The following is a 19,198-nucleotide window of genomic DNA, read 5'->3' on the forward strand; positions in this document are numbered from 1 at the left end:
TTGCAAGCGCATGCTACGAACGAACCGTTTGGTTACTGCTTTTGCGAAAGATGGCAACTTTTGCAGGCATGAAAACCTAGGATGCATCCTTTTCAAGGAGATCTGATGGCCGTGCAAAACCCCTTCTTTGGCAAACGCGAACCCGAACCCTTCCAGCGCCACACTCCCCCTGCCAACGGTTTGAACACGCTCGCCTCGGGCTCCGCCCCCGCGGTGGCCGCACCAGCGGGCGGCCTCACGGGGCAGAAGCCACAGGCTTCTTCGGTAGGCGACAGCTCGGGCAGCAAGCTCACGGTGGGCCCCAACATCAAGCTCAAGGGCGTGGAGATCACCGACTGCGACACGCTGGTAGTGGAAGGCACGGTAGAAGCCACCATGGATTCGCGCGTGATCCATATCTCGGAAAACGGCGCATTCAAGGGCTCGGCAGAGATCGACATTGCCGAGATCCATGGCGAATTCAACGGCACCCTCACCGTGCGCCATAAGCTGGTGATCTACAGCACGGGCAAGGTCAACGGCAAGATCCGCTACGGCAAGCTGGTGGTGGAAGAGGGCGGGCAGCTGGCGGGCGAGATCGAAGCCGGTATTGGCGCTGGCGCGCGCGCATCGGCTGCGCCTGCGGTGGTGCGCGCAGAGCCCGCTGCCATGGCGGCCTGAGGGCTCAGAAAACCGCCTGGGGCTTTCAGCCCTGGGCAGGCGCCTGCGGCTTGGGCAGCGGGCGCGGGCGCCCATTGGCGTCTATGGCCACATAGGTCAGCGTGGCCTCGGTCACCTTCACATAGCGGCCCTGGTCTGAAAAGCGCTCGGCATACACCTCGACCTGCACGGTGACCGAGGTGTTACCCACGCGCGTGATGTGCGAGAAGAACGACAGGATGTCGCCCACGCGCACCGGCTGCTTGAAAATGAATTCATTGACCGCCACGGTCGCCATGCGGCCCTGCACGTAGCGCGCGGGCAGGACCGATCCGGCCAGGTCCACCTGGGCCATCACCCAGCCGCCAAAAATATCGCCGTTGGCGTTGCAGTCGCCAGGCATGGGAATGACTTTGAGCACCAGTTCGTGCTCGGAGGGCAATGCGGCGGGTGGCGGGCTGAAAGAGGCAGACATGGGCACAATCACTAGATAACAACAATCAGGATTGTCCCCCATGCGCCAACGCGGTGAATCCGGCCCTCCACATTCCCCATCGTCCCCTCCATCCGAGCAGCGATCCCGCACCGACTGGCTGACCCTGCAGCGCCTGTTGCCCTATCTGTGGCAGTACAAGTGGCGCGTGGTGGCTGCCATCGCCTTCATGGTGGCCGCCAAGCTGGCCAACGTGGGCGTGCCCCTGCTGCTCAAGACCCTGGTCGATGCCATGAGCTTCAAGCCGGGCGATCCGGCCGCCATGCTGGTCGTGCCCGTGGGCCTGCTGGTGGCCTACGGCGCGCTGCGCCTGTCCACTTCCGTGTTCAACGAGTTGCGCGAGCTGGTCTTTGCCAAGGCCACGCAAGGGGCGGCGCGCTCGATTGCGCTGCAGACCTTTGAGCACCTGCACGCGCTGAGCCTGCGCTTTCACCTGGAGCGGCAAACGGGTGGCATGACGCGCGACATCGAGCGCGGGGTGCGCGGCATTGAGTCGCTGATCTCGTTCTCGCTGTTCAATGTGTTTGCCACGCTCATTGAGGTGGTGCTGGTGCTCAGCGTGCTGGCCGTGAAGTTTGAGGCCTGGTTTGCCTGGATCACACTCACCGCGCTGGTGCTGTACATCGTCTACACCGTGCTGGTGACCGAGTGGCGCACCAAGTTCCGCCGCGAAGCCAACGAGTTCGACTCGGCCGCGCACACCAAGGCGGTGGATTCGCTGCTGAACTACGAGACGGTGAAGTACTTCAACAACGAAGGCTTCGAGGCCCGCCGCTACGACGAAAGCCTGGAGCGCCTGCGCCGCGCGCGGCTCAAGAGCCAGACCACGCTGTCCATGCTCAACGCGGGCCAGCAGCTCATCATTGCCGTGGGGCTGGTGGCCATGCTGTGGCGCGCCACGCAGGGCGTGGTCGATGGGCGCATGACGCTGGGTGACTTGGTGATGGTCAACGCCTTCATGATCCAGCTCTACATCCCACTCAACTTCCTCGGCGTGATTTACCGCGAGATCAAGCAGAGCCTGACGGACCTGGACAAGATGTTCGTGCTGATGGACAAGGAGCGCGAGGTGGCCGACGCGCCCGGCGCGCAGCCGCTGCAGGGGCTGGACCAGCCCACCGTGCGGTTTGATGACGTGCACTTTGCCTACGACCCTGCGCGCCCCATTCTGCAAGGCGTGAGCTTTGAAATCCCCGCGGGCAAGACGGTGGCGGTGGTGGGGCCCTCGGGCTCGGGCAAGTCCACGCTGGCGCGGCTGCTGTTTCGCTTCTACGACATCCAGCAGGGCCGCATCACCATCGCCGGGCAGGAGATTCGCAGCGTGACGCAGGCCAGCGTGCGCCAGGCGATTGGCATCGTGCCGCAGGACACGGTGCTCTTCAACGACACCGTGGCCTACAACATTGCCTACGGCCGCACGGGCGCCACGCAGCAAGAGGTGGAGGCCGCCGCTCGCGCCGCGCGCATCCATGATTTCATCGCCGCCACGCCCAAGGGCTACGCCACCATGGTGGGCGAACGGGGGCTCAAGCTTTCGGGCGGTGAAAAGCAGCGCGTGGCCATTGCGCGCACGCTGCTCAAGAACCCGCCCATCCTTATCTTCGACGAGGCCACCAGCGCGCTGGACTCTGCCAACGAGCGCGCCATCCAGGCCGAGCTGCAAAGCGCTGCGCAAAACAAGACCACGCTGCTCATTGCCCACCGCCTCTCCACGGTGGTGGACGCGCACGAGATTCTGGTGATGGATGCGGGCCGCATCATCGAGCGCGGCACGCATGCACAGCTGCTGGCCCTCAATGGCCGTTACGCCAGCATGTGGGCGTTGCAGCAAAGTGATGGCACCGCCTGATTCCACTGTTTTAGAACGTTAAAAACCATGAAGCCTGTCCTGCTTGCCCTCACTTTCCTGTCGGAAGAACACCGTGCCCAGATGGCCGAGGTGTTTGAAGTCATCTACGCGGCCGATGCACCATCGGCCGCAGCCGCCATTGCCGAGCACGGCCCGCGCGTGCGGGTAGCGCTCACCATTGGGGCCATTGGCCTGTCGCCAGCGCAGATCGACGCGCTGCCTGCCCTCACGCTGATCTGCGTGCTGGGCGCAGGCTACGAGAACGTGGCGGTGGATTACGCCAAAGCGCGCGGCATGGTGGTGGCTACCGGTGCGGGCACCAACGACGACTGTGTGGCCGACCACACCTGGGGCCTGCTGATTGCGGCGCAGCGCCGCATCCTGCCGCTGGACAAGGCCACGCGGGCCGGTGTGTGGCGCACGGCGCTGCCGCTGCCCCCCAACGTGTCGCACAAGCGCCTGGGCATCATCGGCCTGGGCACCGTCGGCAAGAAGATTGCGCAGCGCGCGCTGGGCTTCGAGATGGAGGTGGGCTACCACAACCGCAGCGCCCGCACCGATGTGCCTTACCGCTACTTTGCCGATGTGGCAGCGCTGGCCGAGTGGGCGGACTTTCTCGTCATCGCCACGCCCGGCGGCGCTGCTACCCGGCATCTGGTGAACGCTGCCGTGCTGAACGCGCTGGGCCCGCGCGGCGTGGTGGTCAACATTGCACGCGGCAGCGTGATCGACACCGCCGCCCTGGCCGCCGCGCTGCGCGAAGGCCGCCTTGCCGCAGCGGGGCTGGACGTGTACGAGAGCGAACCTGCGCCCCCGGCCGAGCTGCTGGACCTGGACAACGTGGTGCTCACACCCCATGTGGCGGGCTGGTCGCCCGAAGCGGTGCAGAACTCGGTGGACCGCTTCATGGAAAACGCCCGCCGCCACCTGGCGGGCGAGGCACCTGTGACGCCGCTATGAGCATCAAATTGGCCTCTAGCGCTTATGGGGTAGGCGCAAGTAGCTATCAAATACATAGCGTATTGGGCTTGCCTTGCTTTGACTGCGCAAGGGGTGCAGCATGACGCTGGATGTGGCCGACCTGCAGCAGCGCCTGCGCGCCTTTGCCGTTGCCCGCCAATGGCAGCCGTACCACACGCCCAAGAACCTGGCCATGGCGCTGATGGTGGAGGCGGCCGAGCTGCAGGAGCTGTTCCAGTGGCTCACGCCCGAGGAATCGCAACAGTTTACCGCCGACCCCGCGCAGAAGGAACGCGTGGGTGAAGAGATGGCCGATGTGCTGCTCTACCTGCTGCAGCTGGCCGACCACACCGGCGTGGACTTGCGCGACGCGGTGGAGCGCAAGCTGGTGAAGAACGCCATCAAGCACCCTGCACCGCCCGCTGGCCCGACTTCGGCCGATGGACCATAGCTGGGCTGCGCGCGTTCAGGCGTTTTCGGAATACCCCTTGGGCCAGCCGCCGCTGGCATGGTTGCACTCTTGCCAGTCGCGCCCGCGTGGAGTGTGGCCGATGCCGGGGTTGAACGTGTTGGTCGGGTCCAGCGACTGGTAGAAGCCCGCCAGCGCGGGCTTGGCCACGTAGAGGTGGCCTACGTTGTGCTCGGCGGGGTATTCGGCGCGGCGCTCGTCCAGCAGCTCCCACATGCGGTGCTCCATGGCCAGCGGGTCCACGCCCTTCTTCACGATGTAGTCCTGGTGGAACACATGGCAGAAGAAGTGGCCGTAGTAGAGCTTGTGCACCACATCGCGCTCCACGTCCTGCGGCAGTTGCTCCACCCATTCGCGGTCGTTGCGGCGCAGGGCAATGTCGAGCGCCACGATGTCTTCGACCTCGCTGCGGTGCACCTCACGGTAGCGAATGGCCGCGCCTGCGATGGCAAAGCGGTGCAGGAAGGCTTTGCGGCCCTCGTCGGCATCGCACTCGAACCAGGCGCCCTGGGTGCTGTTCGCAAAGTGCTCGGTCAGGAAGGCGCGGGTGGCTTCCACCTGGTCGTTCGATACGCGCACCAGCAGGTGGTGCTCGTACAGGTCGCGCCACTGGCGCACGCGCCGAGGCAGGTGGCTGGGCAGCAGACGGGTCAGCGCCTGGATGGCGTGGTCCACAAAGCCGCGCATGCCCAGGCGTTCAAAGAACCCATCGAACCGGCTCTTGACTGCAAAGGCCGCAGGCACGCGGGCCGTGCCAAAGTGGTTGATGAGCAGGAAGGTGTCCTTGCCGTACTTCTCGCCAATGTCAAACGCCGTGCGGTGGATGTATTCACCGGCAATGGGCGGGCGGGGCAGGGCGGTGAGCAGGTGGCGGCGCACGGCGGTGAGGTCATCGGGCGTGTTGCTGCCGATGTAGAACACCGTGCTGGGTTCTTTGGGGAAGGTGTCCAGCCGCACGGCAAACAGGCACACCTTGCCTGCGGAACCCGAGGCCTCGAACAGGCGGGACGGGTCGGCATTGAAGCGGGCGGGGGTGTCGGCATCCACGGCACGCACGTCCTGGGCGTAGCGGGAATCGGAGGCGACCCGGCCGGTGTCGCGCTGGATGTCGGCTTCGGCATAGTCGCCGCTTTGCAGGCGTGTCAGGATTTCTTCGGGCGTGTCACCCAGGGCGATGCCCAGGTGGTTCACCAGCTCCAGCGTGCCGTCGTCCTTCACGCGGGCATACAGGGCCAGTTCGGTGTACGCCGGGCCGCGGCGCACCAGTGCACCGCCCGAGTTGTTGCAGATGCCGCCCAGCACCGACGCGCCGATACACGACGAGCCGATGACCGAGTGCGGCTCGCGCCCCAGCGGGGCCAGCGTCTGCTCCAGCTTGTCCAGGGTGGCACCGGGCAGGCACACCACCTGATCGCCCCCGGCAATCACCTGCACACCGGTGATGCGCAGTGTGTTCACCAGCACGATCTCGCGGTCGTAGTCGGCTCCGTCGGGGGTGGAGCCGCCCGTCAGGCCCGTGTTGGCCGCCTGCATGATGACGATGCGGCCCGCCGCCACAGCGGCCTGCAGCACCTTCCACTGCTCCAGCAGCGTGCCGGGGCGCACCACGGCCAGCACCGGGCCTTCGCCTGTGCGGTGGCCTTTGCGAAAGCGCCGGGTGGCCTGGTCGTCGGTCAGCACATGGGCAGCACCCACGGCGTCACGCAATTGCGCCAGCAAAGCCTCGCGGCTGATTTGCGGGACCACGCTCATGCTTCGCGCGCAAGCAAATCAGTGGAGATGTCGGCCACCTTGGCCACGCTGGTCAGCGTCATGGCCACGCGCATCTCTTTTTCCAGCAGCTCCAGCAGGTGCTTGACGCCCGCCTCGCCCGCTGCGGCCAGCGCGTAGATGTAGGCGCGGCCGATCATGGCGCAGTCGGCGCCCAGGGCCAGGGCGCGCACCACGTCCAGCCCGTTGCGGATGCCGGAGTCGGCCAGGATCTTGATCTGGCCCTTCACTGCGTCGGCAATGGCGGGCAGGGCGCGGGCCGAAGACAGCACGCCGTCGAGCTGGCGGCCGCCGTGGTTGGAGACGATGATGCCGTCCGCGCCAAAGCGCACGGCGTCCTTGGCGTCTTCAGGGTCGAGGATGCCCTTGATGACCATGGGGCCCTTCCAGAAGGCGCGGATCCACTCCAGGTCTTTCCAGGAAATGGATGGGTCGAAGTTGGCCCCCAGGTAGCCCATGTAGTCCGCCAGGCCTGTGGGGCTGCCCCGGTAGGCCGAGATGTTGCCCAGGTCGTGCGGGCGACCCAGCAGGCCCACGTCCACCGCCCAGCGTGGGTGCGTCATGGCCTGCCAGTAGCGGCGCAGCGGGGCGTTGGGGCCGCTCATGCCCGAATGCGCGTCGCGGTAGCGGGCGCCGGGCACGGGCATGTCCACCGTGAACACCAGGGTGGTGCAGCCGGCGGCCTGGGCGCGCTCCAGCGCGTTCTGCATGAAGCCCCGGTCTTTCAGCACGTAGAGCTGGAACCACATGGGGCGCTGGATTTTGGGCGCCACTTCTTCAATGGGGCAGACCGACACGCTGGACATGGTGAACGGAATGCCGTGTTTGTCAGCCGCGCGCGCGGCCTGCACCTCGCCGCGGCGGCGGTACATGCCGGTCAGGCCCACGGGCGAGAGGGCGACGGGGATGCTGAGCTTTTCGCCAAACAGTTCGATGCTGGTGTCCAGCTGGCTCATGTCCTTGAGCACGCGCTGGCGCAGCGCCACGGCGGCGAAGTCGTCCACGTTGCGGCGCAGCGTTTGCTCGGCATAGGCGCCGCCGTCGATGTAGTGGAACAGGAAGGGGGGGAGAAACTGTTGCGCTGCTGCGCGGTAGTCGGCGCTGGAGGAGATGATCATGGTGGTGGCTGTTTCAGGTCTTGGGGGGCTAGATCCAGGGGCAGGCGCATGGAACGTTCGCGCCGTGCGCGGTCTTCGTCCATGCGCTGGATGGTGGTGCGCACATGCTCCAGGTGCTCGCCAATGCATTCGCGTGCGTGCTGCGGGTCGCCGTCCAGAATCGCCTGCATCAGCGCCTGGTGCTGCGCCGTGAGGGCTTGCAGCGTGATGGGCGCGCTCAGGCGGAACATGTCGTGGCGGTTGCGCTCCACGGTGGAGAGCACCACGGTGAACAGGCTCTGCATCACCTGCACCAGCACCAGGTTGTGCGAGGCTTCGGCAATGGCCAGGTGGAACTGCGCGTCGGCGCGCGCAGCCAGCTCGGCGTGGCCGCTTTGCTGGTGCTGCAGCATCACTTCAAAGCAGCGCTGGATATGGGCTTTGTCTTGCGCCGTGGCGCGCTGTGCGGCCAGCCAGGCGGTGCTGGTTTCGAGGGCATGGCGCGTCTCCAGCACGTCGTAGCGGTAGTGCGGGTCGGATTCGATCAGGCCCGCCAGCGGCACCATGGCTTCCTGCAGCCACTCTGCGGGCTTGTGGATCTGCTGCACATAGGTGCCATCGCCGCGCCGGGCCGAGAGCACGCCCTGGCTGGTGAGCTTCTGGATGGCTTCGCGCACCGAGGTGCGCGACACCCCCAGCTCCTCCGCCAGTTGCCGTTCTGCGGGCAGCTTTTGTCCGGGCTGCAGTCCGCGGTCTTGCACGAGGGCAAGCAGTTTTTCGACAACGTGATCGGCCAGGCGCATGGGGGCTCTCGGATTCAGGGTTTCAATGACCCGGAATCATCCACGTAAACACATAGGCCTGCAGCGTGCAGATGATGCCGATGATGGCGGCGAACACCAGACTGTGCTTGACGGTGAAGCGGAACAGGTCCGATTCCTTGCCCGCCAGGCCCACAGCCGCGCAGGCAATGGCGATGGACTGGGGCGAGATCATCTTGCCGGTGACGCCACCCGTGGTGTTGGCCGCTACGGTGAGCACGGGCGACAGGCCCAGTTGGTTGGCCGTGGTGGCCTGCAGCGCGCCAAACAAGGCGTTGGCCGAGGTGTCCGAGCCCGTGAGGAACACACCAATCCAGCCCAGGAAGGGCGAGAAGAACACAAACGCCTGGCCCGTGTGGGCCAGCGCCAGGGCCAGCGTGGCCGACAGGCCGGAGTAGTTGGCCACGAAGGCAAAGGCCAGCACCATGCCGATGGAGTAGATGGGGATGACCAGCTCGCGCACCGTCTCGCCCAGCGTGGCCACGGCCTTGGCGGGCGAGAAGCGGGCAAAGGCGATGGTCAGGATGGCGGCAATCAGGATGGCCGTGCCAGTGGCGGCCAGCCAGTTGAAGGTGTACACCGCGCCGTAAGGTGTGGCCTGCGCGACCACCGGGGGCATCTTGGCGACCAGCTTGTCGAGCATGGGCACGGGGATGTTGATGATGGTGGAAGCCAGCGGGCCGCCGGCAGCAAACAATGCCTTGAAGGGCTTGAGGCTCCACAGCGTGACCATGGCGGTCAGGATGATGAAGGGCGACCAGGCCTTGAGGATGGCGCCTGCGGTAAGTGGGGCAGCGGCACCGGCTTGGGGCTTGGCTGCAGCGGGTGCGTTCGTGCCGGTGGTCTGGCTGGTCGTGCTTTCTGCCGTATCAAAACGGAAGATGCGCTTGGGTTGCCACACCTTGAGGAAGGCTGTGAGCGCAATCAGCGAGACGATGGCCGAGGTGATGTCGGGCAGCTCAGGGCCAATGTAGTTGGCGGTGAGGAACTGCACCACGGCGAACGAGCCGCCACCCACCAGCACGGCAGGCCAGGTCTCCTTCACGCCGCGCCAGCCGTCCATGATCGCCATGATCCAGAACAGCACCAGGATGGTCATGAAGGGCAACTGGCGCCCGGCCATCTGGCCGATGAGGAAGGGGTCGATGCCCGACACCTGGCCCGCCACGATGACCGGAATGCCCATGGCGCCAAACGCCACGGGGGCGGTGTTGGCGATCAGGCACAAACCGGCGGCGTACAGCGGCTTGAAGCCCAGCCCCACCAGCAGCGCAGCGGTGATGGCCACGGGGGCGCCAAAGCCAGCCGCGCCTTCCAGGAAGGCGCCGAAGCAAAAGCCCACCAGGATGAGCTGCAGGCGCTGGTCGTGCGTGACGGACAGGATGGAGCTGCGGATCACATCAAACTGCCCGGTCTTGACCGACAGCTTGTACAGAAACACCGCCGCCACAATGATCCAGGCGATGGGCCACAGGCCGTAGAAGAAGCCATACACGGCCGAGGCCAGCGCGGCGCTCACGGGCATTTTGTAGAACAGCAGCGCCACGCCCAGTGCCAGCAGCACCGTGACGGTGCCCGCCTGGTAGCCCTTGAGCCGCAGCTTGGTCAGGGCCAGAAAGAAAAAGACGATGGGAATGAGGGCTACGAGCGCGGACAGCCAGATGTTCCCGGCCGGGTCGTAGTTTTGCTGCCAGAGGGTTTGCATAACGAAGACAAAGACATTGAAACGCAGACAGGGGCCCAGGGCCCATGGCTTTCTTCACCGCAGTGGACGCGCCGGCCAGGCGGCGTGGTCTCCTGAGGCTCGCGTTGCGGGTCGGCGGGCGACCTGTGCTGCGGGCCTGTCTGAAAGGGGCAGGTGGCGCCTTGCTTTCTTAGGTAGACATTGGCCTAAATTGGTGTGACCAAAAAACGCTTATCCGTGCGAATTGGCGAGATTTTGGGTCTTTCTAGGAGTTATGCCTGATAGGGTTAATACTGATTTATGGTCTTTACAGCTTTATTTATTTATTGGTACTACCAATTTTGAATTGGTAGGTTGCGTTGTCTCAGTCGGGCTTCTGCCCAGTTGGGGGCAGGGTTTTAGGCATAAAAAAAGCTTCTAGCGCTTGCTGTACAAGCGCTAGAAGCTATGGTTTTAGGAGCGTTGCGTTTACTTGCGTGCGGCAATTGCCTTTTCAGCGGCGGTCACCAGGTCGGCGCCGATCTGGTTCTTCCACTTGTCGTACACGGGGCGGGTGGCCTTGACGAAGGCTTCGCGCTCGGCGGCCGACAGCTGGGTCACGGTCACGCCGTTGGCAGCGATTTCCTTGAGCAGCGGCTTGTCCGCCTCGACCATGCCTTTGCGGGCGATGGCGATTTCTTCCTTGCCGGCGTCAATGGCGGCTTGCTTCACGATCTCGCGGTCGGCGGGTGTCCAGCTGTTCCAGATGTCCTTGTTCACCACAAAGATCAGCGGGTCGTTCACGTAGCCCCACATGGTGATGTGCTTCTGGGCCACGGTGTGCAGCTTGGCGGCTTGGTACACGGCAATGGGGTTCTCCTGGCCGTCCACAGCGCCACTGGCGAATGCGGGTTGGGCATCGGCCCAGCTCATCTGCGTGGGGTTGGCGCCCAGGGCGGTGAAGGTGTCCAGGAACAGGGGCGAGCCCACCACGCGGATCTTCAGGCCCTTGAGGTCGGCGGGCGACTTGATCGCGACCTTGGAGTTGGAGATTTCGCGGTAGCCGTTTTCGCCCCAGGCCAGCGGCACCACGCCAGCCTTGTCGAGCGTGGCGAAGATTTGCTTGCCCACGTCGCCCTGCGTCACCGCGTCCACGGCTGCGTAGTCGGGGAACAGGAAGGGCAGCGAGAACAGGTTGAGCTGCTTGACCTGGGGCGACCAGTTGATGGTGGAGCCCACGGCCATGTCGATCACGCCTTGGCGCAGCGCGCTGAACTCGCGCGTCTGGTCGCCCTGAATCAGCGACACGCCGGGGTACAGCTTGATGTTGATGCGGCCATTGGTGCGCTCGCGCACTTTGTTGGCCCACAGCTCGCCGCCCTTGCCCCAGGGGAAGGCGGTGCCCAGCACCAGCGACATGCGGTATTCGCTCTTGTACGCGGTTTGCGCCAGGGCAGCAGGGGCGGTGAAGGCGAGGGCGGCAGCGGCAGCCACGGCAGAGGTCAGGAAGGTACGCAGTTTCATCGGGTCAGTCTCCTTGTTAGAAATCAATCAGTAGCCCATTTTGGCGGGCAGCCACAGGGCGAGTTGGGGGAAAGCGATCACGGCCACCATCACCAGGAACATGGCCAGCAGCATCCAGCCGACCCAGCGCACGGTGGACTCCATGCGCACGCCGGCGATGCGGCACGACACCATCAGGTTCACGGCCAGGGGCGGGGTGAACTGGCCCAGCGCGACCTTGAGGGTGAGGATGACGCCGAACCAGACAGGGTCCCAGTGGTAGTGCTGCATGATGGGCAAGAGCAGCGGCACAAAGATCAGGAAGATCGAGATGCCATCGAGGAACATGCCCACGGTGATGAGCAGCACGATGAGCAGCGCCAGCACGCCGTATTCGCCCAGGCCCGAGTTCACGATGGCCTTGGCCACGGGGTCGATCACGCCGAGGGTAGACAGCGAATAGGCAAAGATGCCCGCCAGCGACACGACGATGAGGATCACCGCCGACAGCTCGCCCGACTCGCGCAGGATGGGGAACAGGTCGCGCACCTTGATAGTGCGGTGGATCACCATGCCCACGAACAGGCCGTAGAACACGGCCACCACGGCGGCTTCCGTCGGTGTGAACCAGCCAGCGCGCATGCCGCCCAGAATCAGCACCGGAGCGGCCAGGCCCCAGGTGGCTTCGCGCAGGCTCTTCCAGAACGGCGGGCGGGGCATGGTGGCCTCGAGCGCGCCCATCTTGTGTTTGCGCGCCATCCACACGGCGGGCACGATGAGCGCCACACCGGCCAGGATGCCGGGGATCATGCCGGCCGCAAACAGCGCGGGCACCGAGGCGCCGGGCACCAGCACCGAATAGATGATGAAGGCGACGGACGGTGGGATCAGGATGTCGGTGGCGGCGGCTGCCCCCACCACGCTGGCCGAGAACGAGGGCGGGTAGCCCGCACGCGACATGGCCGCGATCATCACGCCGCCCACGGCGGCCGCATTGGCGGGGCCGGAGCCCGAGATGCCGCCCAGGAACATGGCCACGGCAATGGCGACCAGTGGCAGCATGCCGGGGCCACGGCCGACCATCGCCACGGCAAAGTTCACGAGGCGCAGGGCCACGCCCGAGCGGTCAAAAATCGAGCCGACCAGCACGAACATCGGGATGGCCAGCAGCGGGTATTTGCCCAGGCCAGCGTAGAAGTTCTGCGGCACAGCCAGCAGGCCAAACCACTGGCTGTCGGCATTGGCCAGTGCGATGGCGGCGGCACCCGCCAGGCCCAGCGCGGCGCCAATCGGCACGCCCACAAACATCAGGCCCAAAAAGGCCACAAAGAGCAGCGTGGCGATCATGCTTGGGGCTCCTGTGAGTGAGCATCAGAGGCATCGACCTTGCTGCGGCTGCGGCGGATGAACAGGCCCACGGCGCGCAGCGTGATGAGGGCCGAGAACACGGGCAGCCAGATCGAATACCACCACTGCGGCACGCCGATGCCGGGCGAGGTCTCGCCAAAACGGTAGTCGTCCCACACCACGCGCACGCTGAGCACGGCAATCACGCCAAATAGCACAGCCACGGTGGCCGCACCCAGCATGGACAGCCGCTTGCTTCGCAGGGCAGAGCCGCCCTCGGCAAAATACTCGATGCGGATGTGCTGGTCGCGCGCGACAGCGGCAGAGCCTGCAATGAGCGCCAGGGCAATCATCAGGAAAACGGAGATTTCTTCCGTCCAGGCGAACGACGAATTGGTGAAGTAGCGCACCAGCACATTGGCAAAGGTGATGAGCGCCAGGGCCGCCATGACGATGACGGTGAGCCAGTCTTCAAACTGCAGTGAGCGGGGCTCCTGCTCGGACGGGCTGGGGGGAGGGGTGGAGGACATGGAGAGCGGGTGCGGAAAAACGGAACAGGTTTCAGAACCTGTTCAGAGTCTCTTTGCTGGCTTCAACGCAACCCTGTGGGCGAGTGCCTCGCCGCCCGATCTGCTGCAGGCCATGCTGGGTGCGCAACAGCGCCGACAAGCGTGCGGGGCGATGGAGCGCATTCCAAGCCTTGCCCTCATTGCGGCAAGCCCTGGCAGCAGCACCAAAAAGACTTTGAACAGGTTCTCAATGTCGATGCCCCGAGGATGTTGTGCAACCCAAGGCAGGGCGTGGGCGCGTGGTTGAAGCCCCCGTTACATTATGCGACGCTTGAAGCGCCACCCATTCCGCAGGGCCTGTCGGCCGGGTTGCGTGCGCAAGGTTCCAGTCAGGCGCGGATAATGTTGCCGATGGAAACCAAGTGGTTAGAAGATTTCGTCAGCCTTGCGGAAACCCGCAGCTTCAGCCGTTCAGCCCAGCTGCGGCATGTGACACAGCCCGCGTTCTCGCGGCGCATCCAGGCCCTGGAAGCCTGGGCGGGCACTGATCTGGTGGACCGCAGTTCGTACCCCACGCGCCTCACGCCCGCGGGCAAGACGCTGTACGACCAGGCGCTGGAAATGCTGCAGGCACTGCAAAACACGCGCGCCATGCTGCGCGGACACACCAGCGCCGGCAAGGACATGATCGAGTTTGCCGTGCCGCACACACTGGCGTTCACGTTCTTCCCGGCCTGGGTGTCGAGCCTGCACGAAAAATTCGGGCCCTTCAAAAGCCGCCTGATTGCGCTGAATGTGCACGACGCCGTGATGCGGCTGGTGGAGGGCGGCTGCGATCTGCTCATTGCCTACCACCACTCATCCCAGCCCTTTCAGCTGGATGCCAACCGCTACGAAATGGTCAGCCTGGGGCAGGAAGTGCTGTCGCCCTACAGCAAGCCCGACGCCGATGGCGAGCCGCTGTTCCGCCTGCCGGGCCGCGCCGGGCAGCCACTGCCCTACCTGGGCTATGCGCCGGGGGCCTACCTGGGGCGGGTCACGGAGCTGATCCTGAAAGAGTCCCGCACGCCCATTCATCTGGAGCGGGTGTACGAAACCGACATGGCCGAAGGCCTGAAAGCCATGGCGCTGGAAGGGCATGGCGTGGCCTTTCTGCCCCACAGTGCGGTGAAAAAGGAACTGCGCTCCAAGCGCCTGGTAAGTGCTGCACCCGCCGATACCGAGGGCTTGCAGATGATCATGGATGTGCGCGCCTACCGTGAAAAGCCTGCGGGCAAGGAGTCTGCCAAAGGCACGGCCCAAGCCCTCTGGGCCTACCTGCAAACGCAGGCTGGCCCATGCCTAGGGTAAATACGGACATAAAAGTTTTGCATAACAGGGCGCGCAATCAGCATTGGTGTTTCACCAAACTGAAACGTACAGTTCGCGCCGTGCGCTGAACGCCTGCCGCCCCGCTCAAGTGATGGGCAGGAGGCTTGCGGCGGCGACAGGCGCGCGATGGCACGAAGTTTGCAAACCACTTTTTAGTTCACTCACCGAGGCTTGGCATGAAAAAACAGCATTGGGGATTGGCATGGTGCCTTGCGGCCCTGTGCTGCGTGCCTGCCGCGACGGCCGCCACGGTGCTGGAGCGCATCAGCGCCGGGGGCAAGCTGGTGATTGCACACCGTGAATCTGCCGTGCCGTTTTCGTACGTGGCGTCGGGCAAGCCCGTGGGCTATGCGGTAGACCTGTGCCTGCGCCTGGCCGAAGTGGTGCGCAAGAAGACGGGCGCCAAGGACATGGCGGTGGAGTTCGTCATGGTCTCCCCCGCCAACCGCATCGAAATGATCGAGCAGGGCAAGGCCGATCTGGAATGCGGCTCCACCACCAACAATGCCGAGCGCCGCCAGAAGGTGGCTTTCACGGTGCCCCACTTCATCACGGGCGCACGCTTGTTGACCAAGGCCTCCAGCTCCATTGATCGCCTCGAAGACTTGCAGGGCAAAATCCTCGCTTCGACGCAAGGCACCACGCCCCTCAAGGCTGTGACGCAAGCCAATCGCGAGCGCCTGATGGGTATCAAGATCGTGGAGGCGCCAGACCATGCCCGTGGCGTGGAAATGGTCGAGAAGGGTGAGGCCGATGCGTTTTTGATGGACGATGTGCTCCTGTACGGTCTGGCAGCTGCTCGCCCAGACCCGAAAGCACTCAAGGTGGTGGGCCGATTCGTCACCACCGAGCCCTTGGCCATCATGCTGCCCAAGAACGACCCCGAATTTAAAAAGCTGGTGGACGAAGAAATGAAACGTCTGATCACCAGCCGCGAGATCTATCCGATTTACGATAAGTGGTTTGCCCAACCTATCCCACCCCACAACAAGCCGTTGAACATACCGGTCAGCTATTTACTCAGGGACTTCTGGAAATACCCTACCGACCAGGTTCCGTTCTGAATAAGATGACCGCCCACGGCTTATTGCTGGAAGCACTTGCCTCGCCGGCACGATTGGCATGCAAGCGCGCTTCCGATTCTCTCTGTCCTATCCACTAAGGAGACCTCTATGAAAAAGCATTTGTTGGCTATTGCCGTCACCGCCTTGGCTGCTGGCAGCGTGTTTGCTCAGGCGAACGACACGCTGGCCAAAATCAAGGCCTCCGGTAGCGTAACCCTCGGAGTGCGTGAGTCCTCCGGCTTGTCCTACACCCTGGGCAACGGCAAGTACGTGGGCTTCCACACCGAGATGGCTGAAGTCATCCTTGCCGATATCCAGAAGCAACTGGGCTTGCCCAAGCTGGACATCAAGTACCAGCCCGTCACCTCGCAAAACCGCGTGCCCCTGGTGACCAACGGCACGGTGGACCTGGAGTGCGGCTCCACCACCAACAACGCCGCCCGCCAGAAGGACGTGGCGTTTGCCGTGACCACCTATGTGGAAGAAGTGCGCATTGCCACCAAGGCCAACTCGAGCATCAATTCCATCAAGGACCTGAACGGCAAGACCGTGGCCACCACCACCGGCACGACCTCGGTGCAGACCCTGCGCAAGCACGAACGTGCTGGCGGCATCGACTTCAAGGAAGTGTTCGGCAAGGACCACGCTGACAGCTTCCTGATGCTGGAAACCGGCCGTGCCGACGCATTCGTGATGGACGGCTCCATCCTGGCGGCCAACATCTCCAAGTCCAAGAACCCTGCCGACTACAAGATCGTGGGCGAAGTGCTGAGCGTCGAACCCATCGCCTGCATGCTGCGCAAGGACGACCCCGCCTTCAAGAAGGCTGTGGACGACTCTATCAAGCGCCAGATCAAGGACGGCTCGCTGGCCAAGCTGTACGACAAGTGGTTCATGCAGCCCGTGCCTCCAGCCAACGTGAAGATCGGCCTGCCTTTGTCTGAAGCCACCAAGGCTGCCTGGGCCAACCCCAACGACAAGCCCATGGAAGACTACGCCAAGAAGTAATTCCTGGATCACTTGCGCCCCTTCGAACAGTGGGTTTGAAGGGGCGTTTTTTGTTGGGCCTCCCAGCGGTGGCGCCAACGCAATATCAAATAACTAAGGGGTGATCCTATGAGTTGGGATTGGCAGGTGTTCTGCCAGGACACCATTGAACGGGAAGTGGTGCAAGGCTGCTTTGGCAAAGGCGGCGACATCACTTACCTGGACTGGATGCTGTCGGCCTGGGGGTGGACGGTGTCTGTATCGCTGCTGGCTTTGTTGCTGGCGTTGGTCATTGGCTCGCTGATTGGCACGTTGCGCACGTTGCCCAACAGCCCCATCGTGACACGGCTGGGCAACGCGTGGGTGGAGCTGTTCCGCAACATACCGTTGCTGGTGCAAATTTTCTTGTGGTACCACGTGGTGCCGACCCTGGTGCCAGCCATGAAGGGCGTGCCGGGGTTTGTGCTGGTGGTGTTTGCCTTGGGCTTTTTTACCTCGGCGCGTATTGCCGAGCAGGTGCGCTCGGGCATCCAGGCGTTGCCACGCGGCCAGCGCTATGCAGGCATGGCCATGGGGTTCACCACGTTCCAGACGTACCGCTATGTGCTGCTGCCGATGGCGTTTCGCATCATCGTGCCGCCGCTGACCAGCGAGACGATGAACATCTTCAAGAACTCGTCGGTGGCGTTTGCCGTTTCGGTGGCTGAGCTCACGATGTTTGCCATGCAGGCGCAGGAAGAAACCTCGCGCGGCATTGAGGTCTACCTCGCGGTGACCGGGCTTTATATCGTGTCGGCCTTCGCCATCAACCGCATCATGGCCTTCATTGAAAAGCGCGTGCGCATCCCCGGCATGGTGGTGGCAGGCGGAGCGGGCGGAGGTCACTGAACATGAATCTCGACTTTTCCTTCTACAACTGGGACCTGATCTCCAACTTCGTCCTGAAGGGGCTGTACTTCAGCCTGATGCTCACCCTGGTCGCCACCATTGGCGGCGTGCTGTTTGGCACGGTGCTGGCGCTGATGCGCCTGTCGGGCCGCAAATGGCTGGATGTGCCCGCCACCATTTACGTCAACGGCATGCGCAGCATTCCGCTGGTCATGGTGATTCTGTGGTTCTTCCTGCTGATGCCTGCCATCATCGGTCGCCCCATTGGTGCTGAGTTGTCGGCGGTGGTCACCTTCATCGCGTTTGAGGCCGCGTACTTCAGCGAAATCATGCGCGCGGGTATCCAGTCCATTCCGCGTGGGCAGGTGTATGCCGGGCAGGCGCTGGGCATGACCTACAGCCAGAACATGAAGCTGGTGGTGCTGCCCCAGGCCTTCCGCAACATGCTGCCTGTGCTGCTGACCCAGACCATCATCCTGTTCCAGGACACCTCGCTGGTGTATGCGATTGGCGCCTACGACATGCTCAAGGGCTTTGAAGTGGCGGGCAAGAACTTTGGCCGACCCATCGAGGCGTACCTGGCCGCTGCCGTCCTGTACTTTGTGATGTGCTACGCGCTGTCCTGGGCTGTGAAGCGCCTGCACCAGAAGATCGCAATTATTCGGTAGCCCCCCTGAGTCGCCTTCGGCGCCTTCCCCCGAGGGTGACGACGCCAGTGGCCTGGCAGAGCCAGCTCCACGGCGTCCCCGCATGAGGCCGCATCGGTCTTATGGGCGGCGCCCCGAAAAAGTGACAAGAGAAGAGATTGGAGAAAGAAATGATCGAACTCAAGAACGTATCCAAGTGGTATGGCCCAGTGCAGGTGCTCAACGAGTGCTCGGCCACCATCAGCAAAGGTGAAGTGGTGGTGGTGTGCGGCCCTTCGGGCTCGGGCAAGTCAACGCTGATCAAGACCATCAACGCGCTCGAACCCTTCCAGAAGGGCGAGATCACGGTGGACGGCATCAAGCTGCACGACCCCAAGACCAACCTGCCCAAGCTGCGCAGCCGCGTGGGCATGGTGTTCCAGCATTTCGAGCTGTTCCCGCACCTGTCGGTGACGGACAACCTGACGATTGCGCAGATCAAGGTGCTGGGCCGCACGGCCGATGATGCCAAGAAGCGCGGCCTGAAGATGCTGGAGCGCGTGGGCCTGATCGCCCACAAGGACAAGTTCCCCGGCCAGCTCTCGGGTGGTCAGCAGCAGCGCGTGGCGATTGCGCGCGCGCTGTCGATGGACCCCATCGTGATGCTGTTCGACGAGCCCACTTCTGCACTGGACCCCGAAATGGTGGGCGAAGTGCTGGACGTGATGGTGGGCCTGGCCAACGAAGGCATGACCATGATGTGCGTGACCCACGAAATGGGCTTTGCCCGCAAGGTGAGCAACCGCGTGATTTTCATGGACGTGGGCGGCCGCATTCTGGAAGACTGCTCGAAAGAGGAGTTCTTCAACAACCCCGACGCACGCCAGCCCCGCACCAAGGACTTCCTCAACAAGATCCTGCAGCACTGATGATTCTGCGGCGCGCTGCCGCAGTACGGTGGTTCAAAGGCACCCTCGGGTCAATGCCAGTCAGTTAAGCCCGCAGGCGGCTTGATCCAGTAAAAAGGGGACGTGTTCAACACGTTCCCTTTTTTGCTTGATGAGCCTGCTTGCAAACGCCTTGCGCCAGACCCTGCCCCGAGTACCTGATCGCCTCGAGCAGCTCAGCGCGTTGATAGACCC

General features: G+C 63.8%; 18 protein-coding genes. 10 read left to right on the forward strand and 8 right to left on the reverse strand.

The window, feature by feature from the left end:
• Positions 1-105 precede the first annotated feature (105 nt).
• Positions 106-660: a polymer-forming cytoskeletal protein gene (locus tag IHV84_RS02070; protein WP_142082174.1), complete on the forward strand. Its 555-nt coding sequence runs from the start codon at positions 106-108 to the stop codon at positions 658-660.
• 25 nt (positions 661-685) lie between these two features.
• Here IHV84_RS02070 and IHV84_RS02075 read toward each other — a convergent pair whose 3' ends face one another.
• Positions 686-1,114 carry an acyl-CoA thioesterase gene (locus tag IHV84_RS02075; RefSeq protein ID WP_044395885.1) on the reverse strand — a complete coding sequence of 143 codons (429 nt, stop codon included), beginning with the start codon at positions 1,112-1,114 and terminating at the stop codon, positions 686-688.
• 40 nt (positions 1,115-1,154) lie between these two features.
• On the opposite strand from IHV84_RS02075, the gene IHV84_RS02080 reads away from it, so the two are divergent.
• From IHV84_RS02080 to IHV84_RS02090, 3 genes are all read left to right on the forward strand, one after another.
• Positions 1,155-2,981 (forward strand): ABC transporter ATP-binding protein/permease, encoded by a 1,827-nt coding sequence (locus tag IHV84_RS02080; RefSeq protein WP_198845602.1) that lies wholly within the window; start codon positions 1,155-1,157, stop codon positions 2,979-2,981.
• Positions 2,982-3,008: 27 nt separating this feature from the next.
• Entirely contained in the window at positions 3,009-3,941 is a 933-nt protein-coding gene (locus IHV84_RS02085) for a 2-hydroxyacid dehydrogenase (RefSeq protein WP_198845603.1), read from the forward strand.
• A 100-nt stretch (positions 3,942-4,041) separates the two neighbouring features.
• On the forward strand, positions 4,042-4,392 hold the full coding sequence (locus IHV84_RS02090; protein ID WP_370541161.1) for a nucleotide pyrophosphohydrolase: 351 nt from the start codon (positions 4,042-4,044) through the stop codon (positions 4,390-4,392).
• 15 nt (positions 4,393-4,407) lie between these two features.
• Here the strand turns inward: IHV84_RS02090 and dld are convergent, their stop codons facing one another.
• The 7 genes from dld to IHV84_RS02125 all read right to left on the reverse strand — a co-directional run bounded on the left by dld (position 4,408) and on the right by IHV84_RS02125 (position 13,141).
• Positions 4,408-6,162 (reverse strand): D-lactate dehydrogenase, encoded by a 1,755-nt coding sequence (dld, locus tag IHV84_RS02095; protein WP_198845604.1) that lies wholly within the window; start codon positions 6,160-6,162, stop codon positions 4,408-4,410.
• Positions 6,159-7,298: an FMN-dependent L-lactate dehydrogenase LldD gene (lldD, locus tag IHV84_RS02100; RefSeq protein ID WP_198845605.1), complete on the reverse strand. Its 1,140-nt coding sequence runs from the start codon at positions 7,296-7,298 to the stop codon at positions 6,159-6,161. Before lldD ends, dld begins: the two co-directional genes overlap by 4 nt.
• Entirely contained in the window at positions 7,295-8,080 is a 786-nt protein-coding gene (lldR, locus tag IHV84_RS02105; RefSeq protein WP_198845606.1) for a transcriptional regulator LldR, read from the reverse strand. Before lldR ends, lldD begins: the two co-directional genes overlap by 4 nt.
• A gap of 22 nt (positions 8,081-8,102) precedes the next feature.
• Complete coding sequence (gene lldP, locus IHV84_RS02110; protein WP_198845607.1) at positions 8,103-9,803, reverse strand: L-lactate permease; 1,701 nt, start codon at positions 9,801-9,803, stop codon at positions 8,103-8,105.
• A 447-nt stretch (positions 9,804-10,250) separates the two neighbouring features.
• Positions 10,251-11,285: a DctP family TRAP transporter solute-binding subunit gene (locus IHV84_RS02115; RefSeq protein ID WP_198845608.1), complete on the reverse strand. Its 1,035-nt coding sequence runs from the start codon at positions 11,283-11,285 to the stop codon at positions 10,251-10,253.
• Positions 11,286-11,312: 27 nt separating this feature from the next.
• On the reverse strand, positions 11,313-12,611 hold the full coding sequence (locus IHV84_RS02120) for a TRAP transporter large permease (protein WP_142082162.1): 1,299 nt from the start codon (positions 12,609-12,611) through the stop codon (positions 11,313-11,315).
• A complete protein-coding gene (locus tag IHV84_RS02125; protein WP_044395803.1) occupies positions 12,608-13,141 on the reverse strand; it encodes a TRAP transporter small permease in 534 nt (177 codons plus the stop codon). The genes IHV84_RS02120 and IHV84_RS02125 overlap by 4 nt, the downstream gene beginning before the upstream one ends.
• 390 nt (positions 13,142-13,531) lie before the next feature.
• Here IHV84_RS02125 and IHV84_RS02130 point away from each other — a divergent pair, with 390 nt between their 5' ends.
• The 6 genes from IHV84_RS02130 to IHV84_RS02155 all read left to right on the forward strand — a co-directional run bounded on the left by IHV84_RS02130 (position 13,532) and on the right by IHV84_RS02155 (position 18,985).
• A complete protein-coding gene (locus IHV84_RS02130; protein WP_198845609.1) occupies positions 13,532-14,470 on the forward strand; it encodes a LysR family transcriptional regulator in 939 nt (312 codons plus the stop codon).
• A 197-nt stretch (positions 14,471-14,667) separates the two neighbouring features.
• Entirely contained in the window at positions 14,668-15,555 is an 888-nt protein-coding gene (locus IHV84_RS02135) for an amino acid ABC transporter substrate-binding protein (RefSeq protein WP_198845610.1), read from the forward strand.
• 108 nt (positions 15,556-15,663) lie between these two features.
• Positions 15,664-16,563 carry an amino acid ABC transporter substrate-binding protein gene (locus tag IHV84_RS02140; RefSeq protein ID WP_066695037.1) on the forward strand — a complete coding sequence of 300 codons (900 nt, stop codon included), beginning with the start codon at positions 15,664-15,666 and terminating at the stop codon, positions 16,561-16,563.
• Between the two features lie 108 nt (positions 16,564-16,671).
• Positions 16,672-17,430, forward strand: coding sequence for an amino acid ABC transporter permease (locus IHV84_RS02145; protein ID WP_066696305.1), 759 nt, complete (start codon positions 16,672-16,674; stop codon positions 17,428-17,430).
• Positions 17,431-17,432: 2 nt separating this feature from the next.
• On the forward strand, positions 17,433-18,098 hold the full coding sequence (locus tag IHV84_RS02150; protein WP_044395812.1) for an amino acid ABC transporter permease: 666 nt from the start codon (positions 17,433-17,435) through the stop codon (positions 18,096-18,098).
• A 149-nt stretch (positions 18,099-18,247) separates the two neighbouring features.
• Positions 18,248-18,985, forward strand: coding sequence for an amino acid ABC transporter ATP-binding protein (locus tag IHV84_RS02155; RefSeq protein WP_044395814.1), 738 nt, complete (start codon positions 18,248-18,250; stop codon positions 18,983-18,985).
• Positions 18,986-19,198 lie beyond the last annotated feature (213 nt).

It is taken from the genome of Acidovorax sp. IB03 (assembly GCF_016406015.1).
In the GTDB taxonomy this organism is placed as follows: Bacteria; Pseudomonadota; Gammaproteobacteria; order Burkholderiales; family Burkholderiaceae_C; genus Acidovorax; species Acidovorax temperans.

Coding starts and splice junctions, on each gene's coding strand:
- IHV84_RS02070 (WP_142082174.1), top strand. CDS start 106: ATGGCCGTGCAAAACCCCTTCTTTGGCAAACGCGAACCCGAACCCTTC.
- IHV84_RS02075 (WP_044395885.1), bottom strand. CDS start 1,114: ATGTCTGCCTCTTTCAGCCCGCCACCCGCCGCATTGCCCTCCGAGCAC.
- IHV84_RS02080 (WP_198845602.1), top strand. CDS start 1,155: ATGCGCCAACGCGGTGAATCCGGCCCTCCACATTCCCCATCGTCCCCT.
- IHV84_RS02085 (WP_198845603.1), top strand. CDS start 3,009: ATGAAGCCTGTCCTGCTTGCCCTCACTTTCCTGTCGGAAGAACACCGT.
- IHV84_RS02090 (WP_370541161.1), top strand. CDS start 4,042: ATGACGCTGGATGTGGCCGACCTGCAGCAGCGCCTGCGCGCCTTTGCC.
- dld (WP_198845604.1), bottom strand. CDS start 6,162: ATGAGCGTGGTCCCGCAAATCAGCCGCGAGGCTTTGCTGGCGCAATTG.
- lldD (WP_198845605.1), bottom strand. CDS start 7,298: ATGATCATCTCCTCCAGCGCCGACTACCGCGCAGCAGCGCAACAGTTT.
- lldR (WP_198845606.1), bottom strand. CDS start 8,080: ATGCGCCTGGCCGATCACGTTGTCGAAAAACTGCTTGCCCTCGTGCAA.
- lldP (WP_198845607.1), bottom strand. CDS start 9,803: ATGCAAACCCTCTGGCAGCAAAACTACGACCCGGCCGGGAACATCTGG.
- IHV84_RS02115 (WP_198845608.1), bottom strand. CDS start 11,285: ATGAAACTGCGTACCTTCCTGACCTCTGCCGTGGCTGCCGCTGCCGCC.
- IHV84_RS02120 (WP_142082162.1), bottom strand. CDS start 12,611: ATGATCGCCACGCTGCTCTTTGTGGCCTTTTTGGGCCTGATGTTTGTG.
- IHV84_RS02125 (WP_044395803.1), bottom strand. CDS start 13,141: ATGTCCTCCACCCCTCCCCCCAGCCCGTCCGAGCAGGAGCCCCGCTCA.
- IHV84_RS02130 (WP_198845609.1), top strand. CDS start 13,532: ATGGAAACCAAGTGGTTAGAAGATTTCGTCAGCCTTGCGGAAACCCGC.
- IHV84_RS02135 (WP_198845610.1), top strand. CDS start 14,668: ATGAAAAAACAGCATTGGGGATTGGCATGGTGCCTTGCGGCCCTGTGC.
- IHV84_RS02140 (WP_066695037.1), top strand. CDS start 15,664: ATGAAAAAGCATTTGTTGGCTATTGCCGTCACCGCCTTGGCTGCTGGC.
- IHV84_RS02145 (WP_066696305.1), top strand. CDS start 16,672: ATGAGTTGGGATTGGCAGGTGTTCTGCCAGGACACCATTGAACGGGAA.
- IHV84_RS02150 (WP_044395812.1), top strand. CDS start 17,433: ATGAATCTCGACTTTTCCTTCTACAACTGGGACCTGATCTCCAACTTC.
- IHV84_RS02155 (WP_044395814.1), top strand. CDS start 18,248: ATGATCGAACTCAAGAACGTATCCAAGTGGTATGGCCCAGTGCAGGTG.